Annotated in this window: 16 protein-coding genes and 2 rRNA genes; 1 reads left to right on the top strand and 17 read right to left on the bottom strand. The window is 57.0% G+C overall.

Going from position 1 to position 24,217, the window contains the following annotated elements; genetic code table 11:
• Nucleotides 1-9 precede the first annotated feature (9 nt).
• From GH656_RS02990 to coq7, 13 genes are all read right to left on the bottom strand, one after another.
• Nucleotides 10-951 carry a D-alanine--D-alanine ligase gene (locus GH656_RS02990; RefSeq protein ID WP_153074515.1) on the bottom strand — a complete coding sequence of 314 codons (942 nt, stop codon included), beginning with the start codon at nucleotides 949-951 and terminating at the stop codon, nucleotides 10-12.
• Between the two features lies 1 nt (nucleotide 952).
• Nucleotides 953-2,344, bottom strand: coding sequence for a UDP-N-acetylmuramate--L-alanine ligase (murC, locus tag GH656_RS02985; protein ID WP_153074514.1), 1,392 nt, complete (start codon nucleotides 2,342-2,344; stop codon nucleotides 953-955).
• On the bottom strand, nucleotides 2,341-3,453 hold the full coding sequence (murG, locus tag GH656_RS02980; RefSeq protein ID WP_153074513.1) for an undecaprenyldiphospho-muramoylpentapeptide beta-N-acetylglucosaminyltransferase: 1,113 nt from the start codon (nucleotides 3,451-3,453) through the stop codon (nucleotides 2,341-2,343). The genes murC and murG overlap by 4 nt, the downstream gene beginning before the upstream one ends.
• Complete coding sequence (ftsW, locus tag GH656_RS02975; RefSeq protein WP_153074512.1) at nucleotides 3,450-4,724, bottom strand: putative lipid II flippase FtsW; 1,275 nt, start codon at nucleotides 4,722-4,724, stop codon at nucleotides 3,450-3,452. The genes murG and ftsW overlap by 4 nt, the downstream gene beginning before the upstream one ends.
• Nucleotides 4,721-6,238 carry a UDP-N-acetylmuramoyl-L-alanine--D-glutamate ligase gene (gene murD, locus GH656_RS02970; RefSeq protein WP_153074511.1) on the bottom strand — a complete coding sequence of 506 codons (1,518 nt, stop codon included), beginning with the start codon at nucleotides 6,236-6,238 and terminating at the stop codon, nucleotides 4,721-4,723. Before murD ends, ftsW begins: the two co-directional genes overlap by 4 nt.
• A gap of 13 nt (nucleotides 6,239-6,251) precedes the next feature.
• The gene (mraY, locus tag GH656_RS02965; RefSeq protein WP_153074510.1) at nucleotides 6,252-7,421 is read right to left on the bottom strand and encodes a phospho-N-acetylmuramoyl-pentapeptide-transferase; all 1,170 of its coding nucleotides are present in this window, start codon (nucleotides 7,419-7,421) and stop codon (nucleotides 6,252-6,254) included.
• A 14-nt stretch (nucleotides 7,422-7,435) separates the two neighbouring features.
• Nucleotides 7,436-8,854: a UDP-N-acetylmuramoyl-tripeptide--D-alanyl-D-alanine ligase gene (locus tag GH656_RS02960; protein WP_153074509.1), complete on the bottom strand. Its 1,419-nt coding sequence runs from the start codon at nucleotides 8,852-8,854 to the stop codon at nucleotides 7,436-7,438.
• Entirely contained in the window at nucleotides 8,851-10,374 is a 1,524-nt protein-coding gene (locus GH656_RS02955) for a UDP-N-acetylmuramoyl-L-alanyl-D-glutamate--2,6-diaminopimelate ligase (RefSeq protein WP_153074508.1), read from the bottom strand. Before GH656_RS02955 ends, GH656_RS02960 begins: the two co-directional genes overlap by 4 nt.
• Nucleotides 10,371-12,239 (bottom strand): peptidoglycan D,D-transpeptidase FtsI family protein, encoded by a 1,869-nt coding sequence (locus GH656_RS02950; protein WP_153074507.1) that lies wholly within the window; start codon nucleotides 12,237-12,239, stop codon nucleotides 10,371-10,373. Before GH656_RS02950 ends, GH656_RS02955 begins: the two co-directional genes overlap by 4 nt.
• Nucleotides 12,236-12,583, bottom strand: a complete 348-nt coding sequence (gene ftsL, locus GH656_RS02945) for a cell division protein FtsL (RefSeq protein WP_153074506.1) — start codon at nucleotides 12,581-12,583, stop codon at nucleotides 12,236-12,238. The genes GH656_RS02950 and ftsL overlap by 4 nt, the downstream gene beginning before the upstream one ends.
• Nucleotides 12,580-13,518 (bottom strand): 16S rRNA (cytosine(1402)-N(4))-methyltransferase RsmH, encoded by a 939-nt coding sequence (gene rsmH, locus GH656_RS02940; protein WP_153074505.1) that lies wholly within the window; start codon nucleotides 13,516-13,518, stop codon nucleotides 12,580-12,582. The genes ftsL and rsmH overlap by 4 nt, the downstream gene beginning before the upstream one ends.
• A 27-nt stretch (nucleotides 13,519-13,545) precedes the next feature.
• Nucleotides 13,546-13,974, bottom strand: coding sequence for a division/cell wall cluster transcriptional repressor MraZ (mraZ, locus tag GH656_RS02935; RefSeq protein ID WP_153074504.1), 429 nt, complete (start codon nucleotides 13,972-13,974; stop codon nucleotides 13,546-13,548).
• Between the two features lie 400 nt (nucleotides 13,975-14,374).
• Nucleotides 14,375-15,007 carry a 2-polyprenyl-3-methyl-6-methoxy-1,4-benzoquinone monooxygenase gene (coq7, locus tag GH656_RS02930; protein ID WP_153074503.1) on the bottom strand — a complete coding sequence of 211 codons (633 nt, stop codon included), beginning with the start codon at nucleotides 15,005-15,007 and terminating at the stop codon, nucleotides 14,375-14,377.
• 299 nt (nucleotides 15,008-15,306) lie between these two features.
• On the opposite strand from coq7, the gene GH656_RS02925 reads away from it, so the two are divergent.
• Entirely contained in the window at nucleotides 15,307-16,524 is a 1,218-nt protein-coding gene (locus GH656_RS02925; RefSeq protein ID WP_153074502.1) for a porin, read from the top strand.
• 203 nt (nucleotides 16,525-16,727) lie between these two features.
• Here the strand turns inward: GH656_RS02925 and GH656_RS02920 are convergent, their stop codons facing one another.
• The 4 genes from GH656_RS02920 to GH656_RS02905 form a co-directional block, all read right to left on the bottom strand.
• Nucleotides 16,728-18,395 (bottom strand): long-chain fatty acid--CoA ligase, encoded by a 1,668-nt coding sequence (locus tag GH656_RS02920; RefSeq protein WP_153074501.1) that lies wholly within the window; start codon nucleotides 18,393-18,395, stop codon nucleotides 16,728-16,730.
• Between the two features lie 139 nt (nucleotides 18,396-18,534).
• Entirely contained in the window at nucleotides 18,535-20,613 is a 2,079-nt protein-coding gene (locus tag GH656_RS02915) for a molybdopterin-containing oxidoreductase family protein (protein ID WP_153074500.1), read from the bottom strand.
• Nucleotides 20,614-20,929: 316 nt separating this feature from the next.
• Nucleotides 20,930-21,042 (bottom strand): 5S ribosomal RNA (gene rrf / locus GH656_RS02910).
• A gap of 140 nt (nucleotides 21,043-21,182) precedes the next feature.
• Nucleotides 21,183-24,061 (bottom strand): 23S ribosomal RNA (locus tag GH656_RS02905).
• Nucleotides 24,062-24,217: the final 156 nt, after the last annotated feature.

Below are 24,217 nucleotides of genomic sequence, written 5' to 3'. Positions count from 1 at the left end.
GATGGTGGGTCAGTCTTTAAGCGTAAGTGACAAAACATGCACAACCAGTTCCTGATAACTGATGCCAACCGAGCGCGCCGCCTTCGGCGGTAGCGAGTGGTCTGTCATGCCAGGCCCTGTGTTCACTTCAAGGAAATACGGTTTGCCCGCGGCATCCAGCATGAAGTCCGCCCGGCCCCAGTCGGTGCAGCCCAAGGTATCGAAAGCACGCCGCGCGAGGCGCTTCAGCTCGGCCTCCTGCGCCGCACTGATGCCGCACGGGATCAGATACTGCGTATCGTCAGCGACATACTTCGCGTGATAGTCGTAAAACTCGCCTGCCGGAATGATGCGGATCAGTGGCAAATCCAGTTCGCCCGCTATGCACGCGGTGTATTCGCCACCGCCTTCGATGCTCTGCTCCACCACCACGATGCTGTCGAACTTCGCAGCTTGCTCAAGTGCAGCCGGTAACGCATCGGCTGTTTTTACTTTCAGCACGGCGACGCTCGACCCTTCGCTGGCGGGTTTCACAAAGAGCGGCAAACCTAGCTTCGCCACAATCGCCGTCGCGCGAGCTGCATAGTCATCACCGCGCATCACGGCTTCAAATGCCGGAGTCGGCACGCCAAGTTGCTGCCACACAAGTTTGGTGCGGAACTTGTCCAGGCCGAGGGCCGAACCCAGCACACCGCTGCCGGTGTAGCGAATGCCGTAAAAATCGAGCGCCCCCTGGATCTGCCCGTTCTCACCATAGCCACCATGCAACGCATTGAAGGCACGCACAAAGCCTTCTTCCTTGAGCCCCGCCAGCGAGCGCTCAGCCGGATCGAACGGATGCGCATCAATGCCCGCGTCACGCAATCCCTGCAACACCAGACGGCCGGAAACCAGCGAGACTTCGCGCTCAGACGAAACGCCGCCCTGCAATACTGCGACCTTGCCGAACTGCTGTGGATCAATACGGTTCATTTCATTCCCTGGTTTCTTGTACAAGCCGGCCCGGCACCCCACCGATTGATCCGGCGCCCATCGTAATCACCACATCGCCTGCGTGCACCACTGCGGCGAGCACATCGGGCACTTCCTCAATCGCTTCAACAAACACCGGCTCAACCTTGCCTGCCACTCGCACGGCCCGCGCCAGCGCGCGGCCATCGGCGGCAACAATCGGGGCTTCACCTGCGGCGTAGACCTCGGTTAACACCAGCGCATCAACGGTCGACAGCACCTTCACAAAATCTTCGAAGCAATCCCGTGTGCGGGTATAGCGATGCGGCTGAAATGTCAGCACCAGCCGCCGCCCCGGAAAAGCACCGCGTGCCGCTTCGATGGTCGCAGCCATTTCAACCGGGTGATGACCGTAGTCATCAACCAGCGTGTACGTGCCACCACTAGCCAGCGGCACCTCGCCATAACGCTGAAAGCGCCGGCCTACACCGTTGAAATCCGCCAGCGCGCGCTGGATGTCGGCATCCCGCACTTCCAGTTCCGTCGCAATCGCAATCGCGGCCAGCGCGTTCTGCACGTTGTGTGTGCCCGGCAGGTTCAGCACGATATCGAGCGATGGCGCATCTTCCCGAAGCACCGTGAAATGCATCTTGCCGTCACGCGGAACCACATTGACCGCGCGCACTTGAGCGTCCTGGGTCAAGCCGTAACGAATGATCGGCTTCGACACGAACGGCAGGATTTCTTTCACATTCGGATCATCGACGCACAGCACGGCGATGCCATAAAACGGCAAACGGTGAGTGAATTCGATAAACGCTTGCTTGAGCCGGGCGAAATCATGACCGTATGTATCCATGTGATCGGCGTCGATATTCGTAATAACTTCGATCACCGGAAACAGATTCAAAAACGATGCGTCGGACTCGTCTGCTTCCGCGACGATGAAATCTCCCGTGCCAAGCCGGGCATTGGCACCGGCGCTAATCAGCCGTCCGCCAATCACGAATGTCGGGTCGAGCCCGCCTGCGGCCAGCACACTGGCTACCAGCGAAGTCGTGGTGGTCTTGCCGTGTGTCCCGGCAATTGCGATGCCCTGCTTCAGACGCATCAGTTCAGCCAGCATCAACGCGCGTGGCACGACAGGAATGCGGCGCAGACGCGCGGCCAGCACCTCGGGATTGTCACTGCGCACCGCAGTGGAAACCACCACCGCATTTGCGCCGTCGATGTTCTGCGCGTCGTGGCCAAGCGCCACACGTGCACCAAGCGCCACGAGCCTGTCAGTCACGGCATTGCGGGCAAGATCTGAGCCACTCACCTGATAGCCAAGATTGACCAGCACTTCCGCGATGCCGCTCATCCCCGCACCGCCAATGCCGACAAAATGAATATGTTTGACGATGTGCTTCATAACTTTCCTTCTGGGCTCACACCCGCTACGACAGCGCATATCTGCGCGACCTGCCCGGTCGCATCGGGCTTGGCCAGCGCGTGCGCGCGCTCTGCCATCACGGCGAGGCTCGCCCGAGTCTGGGCGCGCAGCCAGTCAGCCAGCGTCTGGACTGACAAGTCCCGCTGGCGAACCAGCAGCGCTGCGTCGTTGTCTGCGAGAAATGCTGCGTTAGTTGTTTGATGATCGTCGACCGCATGAGGAAACGGCACGAACAATGCCGCGACACCCACTGCGGCGATCTCCGCGACTGTCATCGCACCGGAGCGGCAAATCACCAGATCGGCCTGTGCATAAGCGGCAGCCATGTCATCAATGAAAGACACCAGTTGCAAGGTGTCGCCTGGCTGCATTCCGGCAGCGGCATAGTTCGCCTGCAACGCGTCGATATGCTTCACGCCTGCCTGATGCACCACGTGTGGACGCTCGTGCGGCGCGAGTAAGGCAAGCGCACCTGGCACGGCTTCATTCAGCGCAGCAGCACCCAGACTGCCGCCAACCACCAGCACATTCAGCGGTCCAGTTCGTTTGCTGTAACGAACCTGCGGTGGCAGCACACGAGTTAATTCGTCACGAACTGGATTGCCCGTCCACTCGCCCTTCGGCAGCGCGTCTGGAAATGCAACCAGCACACGTGTGGCAATTTTTGCCAGCACGCGATTGGTTAGCCCTGCAATCGAATTCTGTTCATGCAAAACCAGCGGACGCCGGCTCATCACCGTCATCAGGCCAGCAGGAAACGTGATGTAGCCACCCATTCCCAGCACCACATCGGGCTTCACCCGGCGCAACACACCAAGACTCTGCACACAGGCACGCGCCAGATTGAATGGCAGCATCAGCCGGGTCTTCAAACCTTTGCCGCGCAAACCGCCAAAACGCACGTTTTCCATCGGAATCCCGTACTTCGCCACGAGCGTGACTTCCATGCCAGCCGGATTACCCAGCCACACCACACGCCAGCCCCATGCCTGCATCTGCTGCGCCACGGCAAGCCCAGGAAAAACATGGCCGCCAGTGCCGCCCGCCATCACCATCAGCGTGCGAGTGGATGCTTCTGGGCGGCTCATACCTTGCCTCCGCGCATCAACACCCGGTTTTCATAATCGACCCGCATCAACACCGCCATCGCCACGCAGTTCAGCAAAATGCCGGAGCCGCCATAGCTGACAAGAGGCAGCGTCAAGCCTTTGGTTGGCAGCAAACCGAGGTTCACGCCCATGTTGATAAAAGTTTGTGCTCCAAACCAGATGCCAATGCCTTTGGCCACCAGCCCCGCGAATGTGCGATCAAGCGCGAGCGCCTGCCGGCCAATTTCGAACGAACGCCGCACGATCCAGTAGAACAGCAGGATCACCACCAGCACGCCAGCAAAGCCCAGCTCCTCGCCAATCACCGCGAGGATGAAGTCGGTATGCGCCTCGGGCAGATAGTTCAGTTTCTCGACGCTGCCACCCAGCCCGACACCAAACCATTCGCCACGGCCAAAGGCGATCAGTGAGTGCGTCAACTGATAGGCCTTGCCCTGGGCGTAACGGTCATCCCACGGATCAAGGTATGCAAAGATGCGTTCACGCCGCCATGGCGAAGCCCACACCAGCAGGCTGAAGGTTCCCACCGCCGTGGCGACCAGGCCGCCGAACAGCTTGCCGTTCACGCCACCCAGAAACAGCACGCCCATTGCAATCGCTGCGATCACCATGAAAGCGCCCATATCGGGCTCAAGCAACAGCAACGCGCCAACCAGGCCCACAGCAACCGCCATCGGCAAAAAGCCTTTGGCGAAGCTGTGCATGTATTCCTGTTTGCGCACGGTGTAATTGGCCGCGTAAATCGTCACGGCGAGCTTCATGATTTCGGATGGCTGAATATTGGTGATGCCCAGTGGAATCCAGCGCCGCGCGCCATTCACACCTTTGCCCAAGTGCGGAATCAGCACGACCACCAGTGCAACCAGCGTAATCAGAAAGAGCTTCGGCGCGTACTTGTCCCACGTCGAAACTGGAATGCGCAACGCGACTACGGCGGCCACAACCGCCACGCTGACCGAAATCAGATGACGCAACAAAAAGGCGTAATCACGGTAAGCCGCGTATTTCGGCGAATCAGGCATCGCAATCGACGCCGAATACACCATCACCACGCCCAGGCCCAGCAGCGCAATAACGACCCATAGCAGCGAATGATCGTAATCAAGCATGCGTGAACGCAGCGGCCGGACGCCATTCACGGCATCCGCGAGGCCACCCTTACCAGCGCCTGACGAACCCACTCCGCCAGCAGACTGGCCACGGCTACGTTGCCCAGCCAGGCGCGAACCAGCACGCTCAAAGCCGTTCATAGCATCGTCCCCTGTTCAGCCGCCAGTTCTTCGACCGTGCTGCGAAACACCGCTGCGCGCTGGGTGTAGCCCGTGAACATGTCAAAACTCGCGCACGCCGGGGACAGCAACACGGCGTCCCCCGCCTGAGCATGCGCTGCGGCGGCACGCGTCGCAGCTTCAAGTGTCGGGTGATCTTCGAGCGTGACCTGAGTGTCAGCCAGCGCCGCGCGAATCTGCGGCGCATCCCGGCCAATCAGCATGACCGCGTGACACCAGCGCGTAACGGGTTGCGCCAATGGCGCGAAATCCTGGCCTTTGCCATCGCCACCCGCGATCAGCACGGTTCGTTGCGCCAGGCCGTCCAGCGCGGCGACAGTCGCGCCAACATTGGTTCCTTTGCTGTCGTCCACGTAATCCACGCCCATCATCGAGGCGATTAGTTCGACGCGATGCGGCTCGCCGCGATACTCGCGCAAGCCGTGTAGCAATGGCGCACCCGGCAGGCCAACGGCACGCGCCAGCGCATACGCCGCCAACGCATTCGTCGCGTTGTGCAGCCCACGAATACGCAGCGCCTCTACGGGCATCAGGCGCTTCAAGCCGAGATTCGGCGGCAGGACGACTTCATTCTTGCGCCGGCGTGTGGGTGCCGGCCCATCGCTGGCATCGCGGTCGTGCGCTTCGACGAGCCAGGTCATACCGTTTTCGCGCAGCAAACCGTAGTCGCCTGCGCGCAATGGTTCGTTCACACCGAACGTGACCACCGGTGCCGCACCCTCCCCCGCAGGCGGAGCCAGTTGCATGACACGGGCATCGTCCCGGTTCAGAACGCGTATTGTTTGCGGCCCGAAAATCCGCCCCTTGGCAGCGGCGTAAGGCTCAAGCCCGCCGTGCCAGTCGAGATGATCCTGGGTGATGTTGAGCACTGTTGCCGCGTCCGGCGCGAAAGTCAGCGCCGTGTCCAACTGAAAACTCGATAGCTCCAGCACCCAGATATCCGGCAAAGCTGTGTTGTCGATCGCTTCGGTTAGCTTATCGAGCGCAGCCGGGCTGATGTTGCCTGCGACCGCGACCGTCTTGCCCGCACGCTCGCAAAGCTGCCCAGTCAGACTGGTCGTCGTGGTCTTGCCATTGGTGCCGGTGATCGCAATCACTTTCGGCGTATAGCCGCTTTCTTTCAGTGTGGCTAACGCTTGGGCAAAAAATTCGAGTTCGCCCCAAAGCGTGATGCCGCGCTCATGCGCTGCCGCAATCAGTGGCGACAAATCAGCCGCCAGCGGCGACAGCCCAGGGCTAAGCGCGATCAAATCAATCCCGTCGAGCAGTGCTAGCGTGAACGCGCCACCAACAAACTCAGCGTCGATCCCGGACGCGTGCAGCGCCGCCAGTCCAGGCGGCACTTCACGCGTATCAGCCACGCGCAGCCGACAGCCGTGCCGCACGCACCAGCGCGCCATCGCCAGACCCGATTCACCGAGCCCCAGCACGAGCACCGTCGGCTTTTGCCGATCCCGAAACTTCTCGCCGAACATCGCTTGCTTTCCTTTACCGCAACTTAAGCGTGGACAAACCGAACAGACACAGCATCAACGTGATGATCCAGAAGCGCACCACGACCTGCGTTTCTTTCCACCCGGACAATTCGAAATGGTGATGCAGCGGTGCCATCTTGAAGATGCGCCGCCCTTCGCCATAACGCCGTTTGGTGTACTTGAACCAGACCACCTGCAGCATCACGGAGAGCGTTTCAGCAACAAAGATCCCACCCATGATGAACAGCACGACTTCTTGCCGCACGATCACGGCAATCGTGCCAAGCGCGCCGCCAAGCGCCAGCGCGCCGACGTCGCCCATAAAAACCTGAGCGGGATGCGTGTTGAACCAGAGAAACGCCAGCCCGGCACCGCCCATCGCTGAACAGAAAATCAGCAACTCGCCCGCGCCAGGAATATGTGGAAACAGCAGATATTTTGAATAGACCGAACTACCCATCACATACGCGAACAGACCGAGCGATGCTCCAACCAGCACGACCGGCATGATGACCAGGCCATCAAGCCCATCCGTGAGATTCACTGCATTGCTTGATCCAACGATCACGAAGTAAGTCAGCGCGATAAAACCCCACACGCCCAGCGGATAACTGATCGATTTCAGAAATGGCAATAACAGGTCGGCCCGGGCGGGCAGCCCCATCGACAAGCCGCTGCGCACCCACGCCATGAAGAGATCGAACACATTGACGTTGCTCGCGCCAGACACGCTAAACGCGAGATAAACCGCCGCAAAAAGCCCGATCACCGACTGCCAGAAATACTTCTCGCGCGAGGCCATGCCACGCGGATCTTTATGCACCACCTTGCGGTAATCATCAACCCAGCCAATCACGCCGAAGCCGAACGTAACCAGCATCACGATCCAGATAAAGCGATTAGTCAGATCAGCCCAGAGCAAGGTCGCTACCGCGATACCAATCAGAATCAGCACGCCCCCCATCGTCGGCGTACCAGATTTGACCAAGTGCGTTTGCGGACCATCCTCGCGTACCGCCTGACCAACCTTCATCTGGGCCAACTTGCGAATCACCCAGGGGCCACACACCAGCCCGATCAGCAAAGCGGTGATCGTCGCCATCAAAGCGCGAAAGGTCAGATAACTGAACACGCGCAGGAAGCCAGCGTCATTCTGCAGCCATTGCGCTAGCGCCAGTAACATGCTTTGTCCTTCGATCAATGCGCAGCGGGCGTGAGGCCCGGTGCATGAGGTTGAGAATGCGTCAGCGCGTCAACGACACGCTCCATTTGCATAAAACGCGAGCCCTTCACCAGCAGCGTCGCAGCCGGCCCAAATCCGGCCTGCTGCAAACGCTCGACCAGCGTGACGGCATCCGCCACGTGGCAAGCTTCTGGGCCATAGGCATGGCAAGCATCGAGCGACGCTGGACCCAGCGCATACAACGCATCAATGCCACGCGTTCGTGCATACGCGCCGATTTCACGATGAAATGCTGGGCCGTTATCACCGACCTCGCCCATATCACCCAGCACCAGCACACGCGGTGCCGGCTGTGCAGCCAGCACGTCAATCGCCGCCAGCACCGAGTCCGGATTGGCGTTATAGGTGTCGTCAATCACCGTGGCACCCGTCAAATTACCGAGCACCGCTTGTTTCACCTGCAATCGGCCTTTGACTGCACCAAACGCTTCCAGACCGCGCTTGATTGCCTCCAGCGAAACCTTGGCCGCCAGCGCGGCAGCGGCAGCGGCCAATGCATTGCGAGCGTTGTGTGCGCCAAGCACTTGCAGCAGGACTTCGATCTGGCCTTGCGGCGTGTCGATCGTTAAGCGTTGATGCGCGAAGGTGCCGGTGAGCGCGGCGCTCACTGTGCGCCCGGCGTGATTCAGGGCAAAGTCCATGATCTGGCTGCCGGTTGCGGCAACGCGCCAGATGCCCGCATAGGCATCGTCAGCAGGAAATACCGCCACGCCATCTGGACCAAGCGAGTGAATCACACTGGCATGTTCAAGCGCGACGGCTTCAACTGTGGCCATGAATTCCTGATGCTCGCGCTGGGCGTTATTCACCACCGCTACGGTTGGTTCAGCCAGCTTCGACAGCACCTGGGTTTCGCCCGGATGATTCATGCCGAGTTCGACTACGGCTAATTGATGCGCGGAGGTCAAGCGCAACAGCGTGAGCGGCAAGCCAATCTCATTGTTGAAATTGCCTAGCGTTGCAAGGCGTGCATCCGCACCGACGGCCGCGGCGAAAATCGACGCGATCATTTCTTTAACCGTGGTCTTGCCGTTGCTACCCGTTACCGCCACCAGCGGCAATGTGAAACGCCGACGCCAGCCGCGCGCCAGCGCGCCAAGCGCGAGACGCGTATCCGGCACCCTCAATGCGGGGATGGCAACGGTAGTGGCAGCGGCATCTGAGCACACCATCACCGCGCTCGCGTGACGCGCTACAACATCGGACAAAAAATCATGCGCATCGAAGCGTTCGCCCTTCAGCGCAACAAACAGATCACCGGGCCCGACCGTACGGCTATCAGTCGACACACGCGCGAACGTCGTAGCCGCATCTCCATCAACTGAGGCAGAGGGAATCAGCGCAGCGGCCTGATGCAATGAAAGCAGCGTCATTCGCCACCTCCACGGGTCTGGGTAGTCCGCGCTGCCAGCGCAAGACGCGCATGATCCTGGTCGGAGAATTCACGCTTACGGCCCATGATTTCCTGAGTCGCTTCATGCCCCTTACCTGCCAGCACGACAACGTCTTCACGGGCAGCACCACGCACGGCCTGAAGAATCGCACTCGCGCGATCTTCGATGCGGGTTGTCGTTGCCGGATTGCGCATGCCAGCCACGATATCGTCGATGATGCGTTGCGGCGGCTCAGTGCGCGGGTTGTCGCTGGTCACGATCACGCTATCCGCCAGTTGATCCGCAATCGCACCCATCAGCGGCCGCTTGCCCGCATCACGATCACCGCCACAACCAAACATGCAGACCAGCCGGCCACCACGGGCGGCAGCGATAGGACGCAGTGCCGTCAAAGTTTTTTCCAGTGCATCCGGCGTGTGGGCGTAGTCGATCACGATCAGCGGCTCGTCATTCGGCAAACGCCCACCGAGTCGTTGCATACGACCATTCACTGGTTCGAGCTTCGTCAGTTCGGCCAGTGCCGCCTCAAACGGAATCCCTGCTGCCAGCAACACACCCAGTACGCCCAGCAGATTGCTGACATTGAAACGGCCGAGCGTTGCTACCTCAACCTCAGCCTGCCCCCAGTCGGAAGCCAGATGAAATGCCGATCCTGTCGTGGTCGCGCGCACGTTCGAGGCCCGTAGTAACGCATCGGCCCGAATGCCTTGCTGCTCCTCAAGGCCGTAGGCAATCGTCTGGACCTTGCCGGAAATGGCAGCAAGCAGACGCTGGCCAGCTGCATCATCACGATTGATAACCGCACAGCGCAGGCCAGGCCAGGCAAACAGGCGAGCCTTCGCCGCTTCATAGGCGGCGAACGTGCCGTGATAGTCGAGATGATCCTGAGTCAGATTGGTAAAGACGGCGGTATCAAATGCGGTGCCATTGACGCGCCCCTGATGCAGCGCATGCGATGACACTTCCATCGCTACAGCCTGTGCTCCCGCGTGCTGCAATTGCGCGAGGCAACGCTGCAGCTGTGGTGCGACAGGCGTCGTAAAACCCGTTTGCTCCAACTGACCAGGCATGCCGCTACCCAGCGTTCCAATAATTGCGCACGGCCGGTTTAATGCGCTCAAGGCTGCTGCAATCCATTGCGTGCATGAAGTTTTGCCGTTGGTTCCGGTAACGCCGATCACTTGCATCGCGTCGCTCGGATGACCATACCAGGCGCTGGCAATCGCCCCCACCAGCTCATTCAAATGAGGGACGGCAAGCATCTTTGCTGAATCAATCTGGCCTGCGAAACTCTCGGGTTGAACCAGCACAGCGGCAGCACCCTGCTCAAGGGCACGCGCTATGAACTGACGATTATCGGCACCATCCACGGCATAAGCGCAAAACACATCGCCCGCCACAAGCCCGCGCGTATCGGCGTGCAAATGAGCGCCTGGCTGCACGTGGGTGTGCAGCCAGGCGAGCGGTACGGCAATCGGCGCGGCGCGCAACGCTGTCATCGCATCACTCCCGCTGAGTTCTTCATGTCGCTGGCAACGCGGAGTTTCTTCACAGCGCTATTACTGATGAGTTTTTGCACACCGCGAGAAGCTGACTGGGCTGCACTAGCGGTGCCAGAGGCCGTGCCACCGGATACCACCATCTGCTTGACTGGCATGTCAGGTGGCACATTCAGCGCCCTCAGCGTGTCGCCGACAATGGCTGAAAACACCGGGCCCGAAACCTGTCCGCCGAAGTGACTGCCAGTGGTCGGTTCGTCAACTGAAACGGCTACGACAATGCGTGGATCAGGCATCGGCCCCATGCCGACAAATGACGCGCGATATTTCGATTTTTCATAACCGTGGCTACCGTGTTTATATGCGGTCCCGCTTTTGCCTCCCACGCGATAGCCCGGCACCGCAGCATCAGGTGACGTGCCGCCAGGAGCGGTCACTGTTTCAAGCATCGTGCGAACCTGGCGAGTCGTTGTCGGAGAAAAAACCTGCGTGCTAACCGGTGACTGGCCAGCAGGGCTCCGGAAAATAGACACCGGCATTACCTGACCATCGTTTGCAATCGCGGTATAGGCGCGTGCCAGTTGAAAGAGCGACGCGGACAGGCCATAGCCATACGACATCGTCGCCTGTTCAATCCGGCGCCAGCTTTTCCATGGCCGCAAACGGCCAGCCGCAGCGCCCGGAAAACCCACCTTCGGCGCTAGCCCCAAACCAAGACTCGTGTACATGTTCCACATTTCTTCTGACCGAAGCTGCATGGCAATCTTGGTCGCACCAATGTTGCTCGACTTCTGGATCACACCACCGACCGTCAGCACACCAAAGCCACTGTCATCGGTAATCTGCGCACCATCGAGCACAAATCTGCCTGACCCGGTATCCACCAGCGTCGTAGGTGACACGCGATGCAGATCGAGTGCGAGAGACACCGTAAACGGCTTCATGATCGAGCCCGGCTCGAACACGTCGGTCAGAATGCGGTTGCGTAGCTGCTCACCCGTGAGGTGCGAGCGATCATTCGGGTTGTAAGTCGGATAGTTGACGAGTGCCAGCACCTCGCCCGTATGCACATCCACCACCACTGCCGCCCCGGCCTTCGCATGGAATTTCTCCACAGCGGCTTTCAGATTGGTGTAGGCGATGTACTGAATCTTGCTGTCGATCGACAGGTCAACATCGGTCCCATTGTGAGGAGCAGTTTGCTCATCAACGTCCTCGATAATCCGGCCCATCCGGTCTTTGATAACGCGGCGGCTGCCAGACGTGCCAGCGAGCAGTTTCTGGTCGCCCAGCTCCACTCCTTCCTGGCCTTCATCCTCGACGCTGGTAAAGCCAATCAAGTGGGCCGTGATTTCACCCTCGGGATAAAACCGCTTGTATTCGGCCCGCTGATAAATCCCTGGGATATTCAGTGCGGCAACTTTGGTAGCGAGATCCAGTGGAACTTGGCGCTTGATATAGACGAATGTTTTGTCTTCCGACAAACGTGCGCGCAACTCTTTTTGCGTCATGCCCAATAGCGTGCCGAGTTCGGCCAGCTTGTCAGCGCCGAGGTCATCAGGCACACCCTCTGGAATAGCCCAAATCGCCCGCACAGGCAGACTCGTGGCCAGCACCAAACCATTGCGGTCAAGAATTTTGCCGCGGGTAGCGGGCAGCTCGAGCGTGCGCTGATAACGGCTTTCGCCCTGCTTTTGATAAAACGCGTTACCCGGCCCCTGAATCCAGAATGCACGCGCAGCCAATGCAACAAACGCCATGAACAGCATGAACACGACGAGTTTCGAGCGCCACATCGGCAGCCGGACGGAGAGAATCGGATTGGACGAAAACGCGACGCGTTTACCATTAGATGATTTTTTCATCGCGCGCCTCCCCGCCCTTTCACCCCAGCCGGGGCCGGAGGAGCGTAGGGAATCAACGCGTCTTCTGCCTGAGCCGCACCCGGCTCAAGTGTCAAATACTGCGTACGGCCAGTGGTTACCGGCTGCATTTTCAGCGAGGTCGTGGCAAGTTGCTCAATACGCGATGTTTTGGATAACGCACTTTGCTGATACTGAAGCTGGGAATAATCCTGCTGCAACTGACGCTCTTGCGACTGCGCACGTTGCAACTGGATAAATATCTGACGCTGCTGATTAGTCCCGTTGACGACGGATAGCGCGCAACCCATCAAGACAATCAGCAGGAATACGTTAAGGCGGTTCATGGTGCGACACGCTCCGCCACCCGCATCACAGCCGAACGGGAGCGTGGATTCGCAGCAACTTCCGCGTCATTCGCAAACACCCGTGCGACCAGCTTGAGCACCGGGCCAGGCAGATCCGCCGCACGAATCGGCAAGCGGCGATCCACCACAGGCGCACTGGCATGCGTCTGCATGAATCGCTTGACGATCCGATCCTCCAGCGAATGAAAGCTGATAACCACCAGCCGCCCCCCTTGCTCCAGCATCGACAATGCAGCCTCTAAAACGACTTGCAGCTCCGCAAGCTCTTGATTGACGTGAATCCGTATAGCCTGAAAAGTCCGGGTTGCCGGATCCTTCCCTTTCTCGCGTGTCTTGACCGCGCGAGCCACGAGTTGGGCAAGCTCCCCCGTGCTGACGAGAGGCCCAAGATGGTCGGACTCTGCCCGGCGAGCAACAAGCGCCTTTGCAATCTGAAAAGCAAACCGTTCTTCCCCATAATTTCTTATCACCTCCGTCAATTCCTGCACCGTCGCCCGAGCCAGCCAGTCGGCAGCAGACTCACCACGCGTCGGGTCCATTCGCATATCAAGCGGGCCATCAGCGCGAAAACTGAAGCCCCGTTCCGGATCATCGATTTGCGGCGACGACACGCCCAAGTCCAGCAGCACCCCCGACACACGCTTCACCCCACGCCCTGCCAGCTCCTCGTGCAGCAACGCAAAACTCTCGTGCACGATTTCAAAACGCGAATCGGTAATGTGCTGCGCCGTGGCAATCGCAAGCGGATCTTTATCGAAGGCAATTAGCCTTGCGCCAGCGCCAAGCCGATCTAGCACCGCCTGGCTATGACCACCGCGCCCAAATGTGCCGTCCACATAAACGCCGTCGTTGCGCGTAACCAGCGCGTCGACCGCCTCTTGCAGCAATACGGTGTGATGCCCCCCGTTTCCCATCGCAGATCCCATAGATGTCAACCGCGATCAGAACGTGAAATTCTTTAAAGCGTCGGGCATGCCTTGAGCCATCGCTGCCTGTTCTTTCGCAGCGTAGGTCGACGCATCCCATAATTCGAAGTGGCTGCCCATACCAAGCAGAATGATTTCTTTTTCTAGTGCCGCAGCCATTCTGAGTTCAGGCGAAACCAGCACGCGGCCCGCACCATCAAGATCGACGTCAGAAGCATTCCCGAGAAAAATACGACGCCACCAGTGGGCGTCCATGGGCAATGCAGCGATCTTTGTGCGAAACACCTCCCATTCCGGGCGTGGAAACAACAACAGGCAGCCATCCGGATGCTTGGTAATCGTTACCCGGCCTTCTGTCTGCTCTTGCAGCGCCTCTCGATAACGCGCAGGAACGGACATCCGCCCTTTCGCATCGAGTGTCAGCGCCGACGCCCCTTGAAACACTGCCCTTCCCCTTTTTAACGGACATCACACGATGCCCATCAACCTCAAAAACACGCCCCGGCAAACCAAAAAATCACACAAAAATACACTTCTTCACACTGTTCCCCACTTTAGTGGAACGCTAAACAAGGGTCAAGGGAGAAATATGGTTTTTTTGATAAATTTGTTTGTTAGAACAATGACTTAGCAGCACTTCCTCAGGTCACACAGAAAATAGAAACTTGTTTTAAATGAATGAACTAGTGCAAGTTGTGAAAGTGATACGTGAAAAGCAGCGGGGACGCGCACAGAACACGGCGTTCGATGTGCGGCAAAAGATAATCAGACGGGAGTTCAGACGAGGAAAAGGAGTGGCACCTGTCGTAGTGCCGCTCCTGCAAACATCGGTTACACCGTTGGGCTACACGTAATACGCGGTACGGGTCATGACTTTTGATGCGAAACGCATCATCGCGCGCACCGGAAAAGGTAAATCTATCCCACCTGCCTCCGTTGCCGCCTTGCCATGCGTAGCTTCATCTGCGCGCATCTGCGCAACGATGGCTCTTGATGCCAGATCAGCTTTGGGCAGTTGTTCGAGGTGACTATCCAGATGATGCTCAACCTGGCGCTCGGTTTCCGCCATAAAACCAAGACTGACGCGATCACCGCAGCGCCCCGCCACCAAACCTATCGCTAGCGCTCCGCCATACCACAACGGATTCAAAAGACTAGGACGCGAATCCAGCTCGGCAAGCCGCCGGGCAGTCCAGGCCAGATGATCCTCCTCCTCTTGCGCCGCATGCTCGAACATTGCTTTGAGGAGCGGCGAACGGGTGGAAATTTTTTGCGCCTGGTAAAGCGCCTGGGCACAGACTTCGCCAACGTGATTGACTCGCATCAAACCAGCCGAGTGCGCCTGTTCTGCTGGCGATAACCCAGCCGCCTCCACTGATGATTCAGTGGCAAGTGGCACGGGGCGCATCATTCGAGACACGCCAGTCATTGAGCGCAAACCCCGATCAAACTCAGTTATCCATTCTTCCGGCAGCATTGGGTCCTCATTGCTTGGGGAGTAGCAGTCCTTCCCGGCGCATTCGCGCAGCAAATGCTGACGGGATTGCGCCCTTTACGGCCATAAAAAAACCGCACTATTAAAGGGCAGTTTCTGATTTTAGACCATGTTGCGTAAACGAAACATGGCCGCGGAAAGCCACCTCCTTTTCCTTTGTCCAAAATATGCCTTTTGTTACATTACGTGCGGCTTCTGATGAAGTTAAATAACCGGGCAGCGACGCACTCTGCGCAATTCGCCTCGTTAAAAAAATAATCGCAATTCATGGAGATCACCTGATGAAAAAGTCGCTTCTGGCTCTTGCAGCTCTGGGCACCTTAACTAGTGTTGCTCACGCACAAAGCAGCGTGACGCTGTACGGCATCATTGATGAAGGCTTCAACTATGTGAGCAACGTACAGTCAGCAGCTCCAGGCGGCCGCACTGGCAATCATCTGTACAACTTGTCTAGCGGCGTAATGCAAGGCAGCCGCTGGGGCCTGCGCGGCAAGGAAGATCTGGGTGGCGGCCTGAAAGCAGTGTTCGTCCTCGAAAATGGCTTCGACATCAACAACGGCAAACTGGGTCAAGGCGGTAGCGAATTCGGACGCCAAGCCTACGTTGGCCTGTCGAGCCCCTACGGCACAGTGACGCTCGGCCGGCAATATGACTCTGTCGTCGATTACGTCGGCGGGCTGGAAGTCGGCTCCCAATGGGGCGGTTACATCTCCGCTCACCCGGGTGATCTGGACAACTTCAATAACGCGAACCGGGTAAACAACGCCATCAAATTCGCCAGCGCAAATTACGCTGGCTTTACGTTTGGCGGCTTGTACAGCTTGGGCGGTCTTGCTGGCAGCTTCAACCGTAACCAGATCTGGTCGCTGGGCGCTGGTTATGCAAATGGTCCGTTGACGCTGGGCGTGGGCTACCTGAACGTAAAAGATCCAAATACATCGTTCTGGGGCAATCAGCCAAACGGTACGGCCGGCAACAACATGGGTGCCTCGTCCATCGCGGGCGTGCAAAGCAATCCTGTCATCTCCGGTTTCGCTACTGCGCATACGTACCAGGTCATCGGCGTCGGCGGTGCTTACACCTTTGGCGCGGCCACAATCGGCGCAACGTATTCGAATATCAAGTTCAAGGATCTGGGTACCGATACCGTCGCAGGTATGCCCGCAGCCCAGGCAGCCTACGGTGGCACAGCCACGTTCAACAACGCCGAAGTCAGCCTGAAATACCAGCTGACGCCATCACTGCTGCTCGGTGCCGCTTATAACTACACACGTGGTAGCGAGATCGGCACACTTGACCGTGCGCAATATCATCAGGGATCACTCGGTGCGGACTACTTCCTGTCCAAGCGCACTGACGTTTACCTGATAGGGGTGTATCAGCACGCATCGGGCACCGATTCGACTGGTCAGACAGCCGTGGCCTCAATCAACGGTTTGACGCCATCGAACTCGAATAGCCAGACCGCAGTTCGCGTAGGCATTCGTCATAAGTTCTAACAAGCAAGACTGTCATCTGCTTCAAGGCACCTTCGGGTGCCTTTTTTTATGGTCTGACCGAAATGACGCAAAAAAGACGCCAATTAGTCCATCACCAGCAAAGCGCCCGGCAGCGCTTTGCTCTCAAGAAGCCAGCGTCTATCCGGGCGACTAGCGACGCCGCCGCCTAGTTGCGCGCGCCGTTGCGCCAAGAATCAGCTACGCTAGCCATCCCGCAGTTCTCGCCGCAAAATCTTGCCAACATTGCTCTTCGGCAGCTCAGTACGAAACTCGATAAACTTCGGCCGTTTATAACCCGTCAACTGCGTTTTACAGTAAGCCAACAAGTCCTCTTCCGTGAGAGCAGGATCCTTCTTTACGACAAATAATTTGACCGCCTCACCAGAGTGGACATCCGGCACACCCACTGCCGCAACCTCGAAGACCCCAGGGTGCGTGGCAACCACCCCCTCGATTTCATTCGGATAAACGTTGAAGCCTGACACCAGAATCATGTCCTTCTTGCGATCCACGATTTTGACAAAACCGGCCGAGTCCATCACCCCGATATCGCCCGATTTGAAATACCCATCGGAAGTCATCACCTTCGCAGTCTCTTCCGGGCAATTCCAGTAACCCGCCATAACCTGCGGCCCACGAATGCAAATTTCACCCGGCTGGCCAAGCGGCACCTCATTGCCACTTTCATCCCGTATTGACACTTCGGTGGAAGGTAACGGCAAGCCGATTGTCCCGCTGTACTCGGTAATCGTTGCCGGGTTACAGGTTACCGACGGCGAAGTCTCCGACAAACCATAACCCTCGATAATCGGCGTACCAGTTTGCGCGCGCCAGCGCTTCGCCACCGCCTCTTGCACAGCCATACCGCCACCGTTCGCAGCTAGAAGATTCGAAAAATCCAGCTTCGCAAAATCAGGATGATTTAATAGCGCGTTATACAGCGTGTTTACCGCTGGAAACGTCGTAATCGCATAACCTTGCAACGCCTTGATCGTGCCGCCAATGTCGCGTGGATTCGGGATTAGCACGCCAAGCCCGCCAGTGCGAATGGTCAGCAGCCCACACACCGTCAAGGCGAACACGTGATACAGCGGCAATGCGATAACCGTAATGACCTGATTGATATCCGGTCGCTTCACTCGCACCGGATCAAGCCATACTTCCGATTGCAGCACATTGGCAATCAGGTTCCGGTGCAACAGCGTCGCTCCCTTTGCCACGCCAGTAGTGCCGCCCGTATATTGAAGAAAAGCGACATCATTGGGCCCAGGTTGAGCTGGCGTAAAGGTGTGGCGGCTGGCTTGCGAAAGCGCTTCATTGAACCGTGTGTGGCCGGGCAGTTGCCATGCCGGCACTAATTTTTTTACATGCCGGACAACAAAATTGACCGCGAGCCCTTTAATACCCATCAAATCGCCCATCGCGGCAACAATCACATGTTTGACGGATGTTTTGCCCAGTACAGCCTGAAGCGTAGCTGCAAAATTTTCCAGCAGAATAATCGCCTCTGCGCCACTGTCTTTTAATTGATGTTCGAGTTCGCGCGGAGTGTAGAGAGGATTGACATTAACCACGACATATCCCGCGCGCAGGATAGCGGCAATCGCAACGGGATATTGCAGCACGTTCGGCATCATGATGGCGATACGCGCACCTTGCACAATGCCCTTCGCCTGAAACCAGGCCCCGAGCTTGCGCGACATCGTGTCAAGCTCGCCATAAGTCATCCGCGCGCCCATGCAAACAAACGCTGGTCGAGTGCGATATTGACGAAAACTCTCATCAAGCAGAGCACCAACCGAAGCGTACTGACTAGGGTCAATTTCTGCTGGAACGCCAGGCGGATAGGATTTCAGCCAGATTTTTTCCATGCGGCGTCTCCTTGTTTATTTTCGAATGGTCGTGCTAAAACGCGATCCTAGCATGCGTATTCGCTAACCATTGACCCCAAACCAGTGGGTTAGACGCCCCTCTCAAACTCAGCAAAAGCACACGCTGGGCATCGAGCCTTTAAGCTCGCTCCACCTCAACGAGGCAATCGTAAAACGTGGCAGAACCGCCAAGATCCGTCAGCGCCTGGCTTGTAACCTGATTTGCATTCCGGCCATCTGGGGCCAGTTTTTTCCACCAGATCGACAAACCCACGACCAATCCTTCTCGGACCTTGTCCGTCACCCGTGCACGAGCTTGCATCGAACCACGGTCGTTGAAAATACGCACTTGGTCGCCCTCCGCGATATTTCGCTCAAATGCATCGACGGGGTGAATATCCAGATGCGGTTCGCCCTCGACGCTCCGTAAGCTCGAAACATTAACGAAAGTGCTATTTAAAAAATGCCGTGCCGGTGGAGAAATCATCGCTAGTGGAAACCTGGCGGCAAGCTCCGGTGCGCTCTCGGCGGACTCGTAGGGCGGCACATAGCTTGGCAACGGATCGAGGCCATCCTCGGCAAGACGCTCACTATAAAATTCGCACTTGCCCGATGGCGTGCGAAAACCACCTTCCGCAAAAGGTGCCTCTGGCACATTCAGTTTTATCCAGCCGACCTGCTTCAATTCATCCCAGGTATGCCCAGCCAGCGCAGGATCATTCCAGTGGAATGCACTCGCCGCAACCTGCTCATCACTTTCAAATAACGCGCTATCCGTTAGGCCCATCGCTCGTGCGATACCGCGAAAAATTTCAGTGTTGGGCCGCGCCTCGCCAACGGGAGGAAGCGCAGGCAAATTTGCCATGACGTAGGTGTGACCGTAAGAACTATGAATATCCAAATGCTCAAGTTGCGTCGTCGCAGGCAAAAGCAGATCGGCATAATCAGCCGTATCCGTCTGAAAATGCTCAAGCACGATGGTGAATAAATCCTCACGTGCAAATCCTGCTGCCACACGTTCTGAATCAGGCGCTACAGCAACCGGGTTTGAGTTATAGACAATGACCGCTTCAATTTTCGGGCCGAATACTGCATTACCAGAATTAAGTAATGCATCTCCAATCGTATTCATATTGATGATGCGAGGACATTTATCCGGCCACCCAGGCATCAAGTCAGGACGCTCCAGTGCATGCGAATCAACCGGTGCCCACCCTGATGACGACAGGATCAAGCCGCCTTCACGTTTGCGCCATGCACCGGTAAGCGATGGCAAACAGGCAATAGCTCGCACGGCGTTGCCACCGCCACGTATTCGCTGCATACCGTAATTCAACCGAACAGCCGATTTTGCTGTCGTGCCATATGCCCGCGCCAAGTCGACAATTACAGCTTCCGCTAAACCACAAATTTGGGCTACGCGGTGCGGTGGATAGGTTAATGCGCGCGCTTTTAGCTCATCAAAACCTTTCGTGTGATCGCTGATATAACGGTGATCCAGTAAATTTTCAGTAATCAAAACGTAGATCAAACCAAGCGCTAAAGCCCCGTCAGTACCGGGACGCAATGCAATGTGCTGATGACATTTTTCAGCCGTCAAAGAGCGGTAAGGATCAATCGCAATGAGTTTGGCACCTCGACGCTTTGCTTCTTGAGCCCGCGTCCAGAAATGCAGGTTTGACGCAATAGGATTGCCCCCCCAGATCAGGATAAGCTCACTCTCTTCGAAAAACTCAGCGTGCATGCCCAGGCTCGCGCCATACGTGTACTTCAAGCCAGCCGCACCCGCCGCAGCGCAAATCGTGCGATCCAGCCTTGATGCACCCAGCTTATGAAAAAACCGCTGAGCGATACTCTCGCTTTGAACCAGCCCCATCGTGCCAGCATAACTATAGGGCAGAATCGCTTCTGGACAGCGCTGCGCGATCGCCGTTAGGTTCGCGGCTGCCAAGCGATAGGCTTCGTCCCATGTGATTGGCTCATAACGCCCCTCGCCTTTCCGACCGATGCGCTTCATCGGGGTCCTCAGACGCTGCGGATGATGCACACGCTCCGCATAACGGCTAACTTTGGTACACAGTACGCCGCCAGTCGGCGGGTGATCGGGGTCACCGCTCACCTTTAGGGCCTTCCCATTTTCAACTGTCACCCGCATTGCACAGGTATCGGGACAATCATGTGGGCACACCGCACGAGCAAATTCAGGCACAGCCGACATAGGAGTATCCGCAGCGTTATCGTTAAAGCACGAGGTGCGTCCATTCTATCGACAGGGCTAGCCGGTGCCGAAGTTTTCAATGAATTTTAGGATGGACGAGCGATTAGCTAAAACGACAGAAGGCAATCAAAGCGGCGAAGCCGGGAAGTCAATGCTGCGTGGGTGAGAAGCGGGAGCGGCAGGAAGGGGGAAGTGTAGCCGGGATGGCGGTCAGGCGGGGGGAGAGGGCGCGGGGGGTGAAGCGGAAGGGGGTGTAAAGACACACAAAGACAAACGCCCCGCAAGCGAGTGCGAGCGGGGCGAATGAGGAGATGGAGCCTGACGATTACCTACTTTCACACGGGAATCCGCACTATCATCGGCGTGGAGTCGTTTCACGGTCCTGTTCGGGATGGGAAGGGGTGGTACCGACACGCTATGGTCATCAGGCAAAGCTGTAACCCGGTCTGGCGATACCAGACAGGGGAATCGGGAAGAAGCAGCAAGGTAATGGGGTTGTGAGTGTGGCACGAACACAGACTCAAACCACGTGGCCCGTGAGTAAATACTCATGGAAACACACTGGTTATAGGATCAAGCCTTACGGGCAATTAGTATCAGTTAGCTTAACGCATTACTGCGCTTCCACACCTGACCTATCGACGTCCTGGTCTCGAACGACCCTTCAAGGGGCTTGAAGCCCCGGGGATATCTCATCTCAAGGCGAGTTTCCCGCTTAGATGCTTTCAGCGGTTATCTCTTCCGAACATAGCTACCCGGCGATGCCACTGGCGTGACAACCGGTACACCAGAGGTTCGTCCACTCCGGTCCTCTCGTACTAGGAGCAGGTCCCTTCAAATATCCAGCGCCCACGGCAGATAGGGACCAAACTGTCTCACGACGTTTTAAACCCAGCTCACGTACCTCTTTAAATGGCGAACAGCCATACCCTTGGGACCGGCTACAGCCCCAGGATGAGATGAGCCGACATCGAGGTGCCAAACACCGCCGTCGATATGAACTCTTGGGCGGTATCAGCCTGTTATCCCCAGAGTACCTTTTATCCGTTGAGCGATGGCCCTTCCATACAGAACCACCGGATCACTATGACCTGCTTTCGCACCTGCTCGACTTGTCGGTCTCGCAGTTAAGCACGCTTATGCCATTGCACTATCAGCACGATTTCCGACCGTACCTAGCGTACCTTCGTACTCCTCCGTTACACTTTGGGAGGAGACCGCCCCAGTCAAACTGCCTACCATGCACTGTTCCCGACCCGGATAACGGGCCAGGGTTAGAACCTCAAACAAGCCAGGGTGGTATTTCAAGGATGGCTCCACGCGAACTGGCGTCCACGCTTCAAAGCCTCCCACCTATCCTACACAGACCGGTTCAAAATCCAATGCAAAGCTACAGTAAAGGTTCATGGGGTCTTTCCGTCTAGCCGCGGGGAGATTGCATCATCACAAACATTTCAACTTCGCTGAGTCTCGGGAGGAGACAGTGTGGCCATCGTTACGCCATTCGTGCAGGTCGGAACTTACCCGACAAGGAATTTCGCTACCTTAGGACCGTTATAGTTACGGCCGCCGTTTACCGGGACTTCAATCAAGAGCTTGCACCCCATCATTTAATCTTCCGGCACCGGGCAGGCGTCACACTCTATACGTCCACTTTCGTGTTTGCAGAGTGCTGTGTTTTTATTAAACAGTCGCAGCCACCAGTTTATTGCAACCCCTTCACCCTTCTGGCGCAGGCCAGTCAAGCTACAGGGGCGTACCTTATCCCGAAGTTACGGTACCAATTTGCCGAGTTCCTTCTCCCGAGTTCTCTCAAGCGCCTTAGAATACTCATCTCGCCCACCTGTGTCGGTTTGCGGTACGGTCTTGTTAAACTGAAGCTTAGAGGCTTTTCTTGGAACCACTTCCAGTTGCTTCACGGCCTGAGCCGCTGGCTCCGCACCCTTGAATCCTGTACCCGGATTTGCCTGAGTACCTTCTCCAGTGCAGCGACCGGGACTTCCAACACCCGGACAACTTTCCGCGATCCGTCCCCCCATCGCATTTAACAATGGTGCAGGAATATTAACCTGCTTCCCATCAGCTACGCATTTCTGCCTCGCCTTAGGGGCCGACTCACCCTACGCCGATGAACGTTGCGTAGGAAACCTTGGGCTTACGGCGAGGGGGCTTTTCACCCCCTTTATCGCTACTCATGTCAGCATTCGCACTTCCGATACCTCCAGCGCACTTTTCAATGCACCTTCGCAGGCTTACGGAACGCTCTCCTACCATGCACATTACTGTGCATCCGCAGCTTCGGTATATTGCTTAGCCCCGTTACATCTTCCGCGCAGGACGACTCGATCAGTGAGCTATTACGCTTTCTTTAAAGGATGGCTGCTTCTAAGCCAACCTCCTGACTGTTTTAGCCTTCCCACTTCGTTTCCCACTTAGCAATATTTGGGGACCTTAGCTGGCGGTCTGGGTTGTTTCCCTCTTGACACCGGACGTTAGCACCCGATGTCTGTCTCCCGTGATTGCACTCTTCGGTATTCGGAGTTTGCTATGGCGAAGTAATCCGCAATGGACCCTTCAACCATGACAGTGCTCTACCCCCGAAGGTGATACACGAGGCACTACCTAAATAGTTTTCGGAGAGAACCAGCTATTTCCAGGTTTGTTTAGCCTTTCACCCCTATCCACAGCTCATCCCCTAACTTTTCAACGTTAGTGGGTTCGGACCTCCAGTACGTGTTACCGCACCTTCATCCTGGCCATGGATAGATCACCTGGTTTCGGGTCTACACCCAGCGACTGAACGCCCTGTTCGGACTCGCTTTCGCTACGCCTGCCCTAATCGGTTAAGCTTGCCACTGAATGTAAGTCGCTGACCCATTATACAAAAGGTACGCAGTCACCCCTTGCGAGGCTCCTACTGTTTGTATGCATGCGGTTTCAGGATCTATTTCACTCCCCTCCCGGGGTTCTTTTCGCCTTTCCCTCACGGTACTGGTTCACTATCGGTCGATCACGAGTATTTAGCCTTGGAGGATGGTCCCCCCATCTTCAGACAGGATTTCACGTGTCCCGCCCTACTTGTCGTACACCTAGTTCTTCCTCGCTGTTTTCGCCTACAGGGCTATCACCTGCTATGGCCGCACTTTCCAGAGCGTTTGGCTAACAACAAAGATAAAGAGTACAGGCTGATCCCATTTCGCTCGCCACTACTCTGGGAATCTCGGTTGATTTCTTTTCCTGCGGTTACTTAGATGTTTCAGTTCACCGCGTTCGCTTCACATGACCTATGTATTCAGTCATGGATACTCCATTCGGAGTGGGTTTCCCCATTCGGACATCTTCGGATCAAAGCTCGTTTGCCAGCTCCCCGAAGCTTTTCGCAGGCTACCGCGTCCTTCATCGCCTGTGATCGCCAAGGCATCCACCACATGCACTTGTTCGCTTGACCCTATAACGAGTGTGTCTCTTGCGGCCAGCATGACTGCTCTGGCCTGCTCCCCGGGGGGAGCCGCTTCACATCGTTACAGGTTGAGTATTGCGTTGTGCCGTATTCCAGGTCATCTTTCGATGAACTTTAAAATACATTGATACAATCACAACCCTG

Origin of the sequence: Paraburkholderia bonniea (assembly GCF_009455625.1) — a bacterium.
Classification (GTDB): Bacteria; Pseudomonadota; Gammaproteobacteria; order Burkholderiales; family Burkholderiaceae; genus Paraburkholderia; species Paraburkholderia bonniea.
Note: the sequence above shows the minus strand (reverse complement) of the source record. Positions and strands in the feature narration are given on the sequence as shown.